This is a genomic window from Synechococcus sp. BA-120 BA3, assembly GCF_034931285.1.
In the GTDB taxonomy this organism is placed as follows: Bacteria; Cyanobacteriota; Cyanobacteriia; order PCC-6307; family Cyanobiaceae; genus Cyanobium.
This window is the reverse complement of the sequence record NZ_JAYGHZ010000503.1, coordinates 1-735: the sequence shown is the minus strand read 5'-3', so window position 1 is coordinate 735 and position 735 is coordinate 1. Positions and strand designations below refer to the sequence as shown.

Sequence of the window (735 nt, the reverse complement as noted above, 5' to 3'; positions counted from 1 at the left end):
CATTGATTGGATTTGGAGAGCTTGAATTGGTACAGGCATTGCGACTCTGTGAGCGTGCGCCGGCACAGTGCAATTCACTTTCACGGTGCCCATTTGTTGATGACTCTGGAGATCATGAAATGCCTAAAGTAAATCACCCCGCTCATGTTGATGGCGATTATTTTGTCGATTATGAAGAAAAAGTATTTGAGGATGTGAAGGCCGAGCCAGGTCAAAAAGCGCTGGTGACTTTTCACACAGTGGCGTTTGAAGGTTCGATTGGTTTTGTGAATCTGTTGCAGGCTACACGATTGCAGCGCAAAGGCTTCGAGACCTCGGTGCTGCTGTATGGCCCCGGCGTTACTTTGGGTGTGCAGCGTGGATTCCCCACCTTGGGCAATGAGGCGTTTCCTGGTCATTTGAATTTCAACAATCAAATCAAGAAATTCATGGGTGAAGGCGGCAAAGTGTACGCGTGCCGTTTTGCGTTGCAGGCGCTTTATGGCCACGGAGAGCCTTCCCTGATTGAGGGAATTCGACCCATCAACCCCCTGGATGTGATGGACCTGGTGCTGATTCACAAACGTGACAGTGCCGTGATTATTGACACCTGGACGTTATAAACGCGCAGTGGGGTCGCCCACCGGCGCCCCACTTGATGGCAGTTGAAGTGGAGTATACGTGCATGACCCAGCCCAGAATAATTCGCGCAGCAGCGGCGCAGATCGCACCTGATCTTCAGGACCCGGCCCAAAC

The 735-nt window shown here is 51.7% G+C and carries 1 protein-coding gene; it reads left to right on the top strand.

Annotated elements, in window-relative coordinates; all coding sequences use genetic code 11:
• Positions 1-119 precede the first annotated feature (119 nt).
• Complete coding sequence (locus VB737_RS17170) at positions 120-602, top strand: MSMEG_0572/Sll0783 family nitrogen starvation response protein (RefSeq protein WP_105029808.1); 483 nt, start codon at positions 120-122, stop codon at positions 600-602.
• Positions 603-735 lie beyond the last annotated feature (133 nt).

Coding starts and splice junctions, on each gene's coding strand:
- VB737_RS17170 (WP_105029808.1), top strand. CDS start 120: ATGCCTAAAGTAAATCACCCCGCTCATGTTGATGGCGATTATTTTGTC.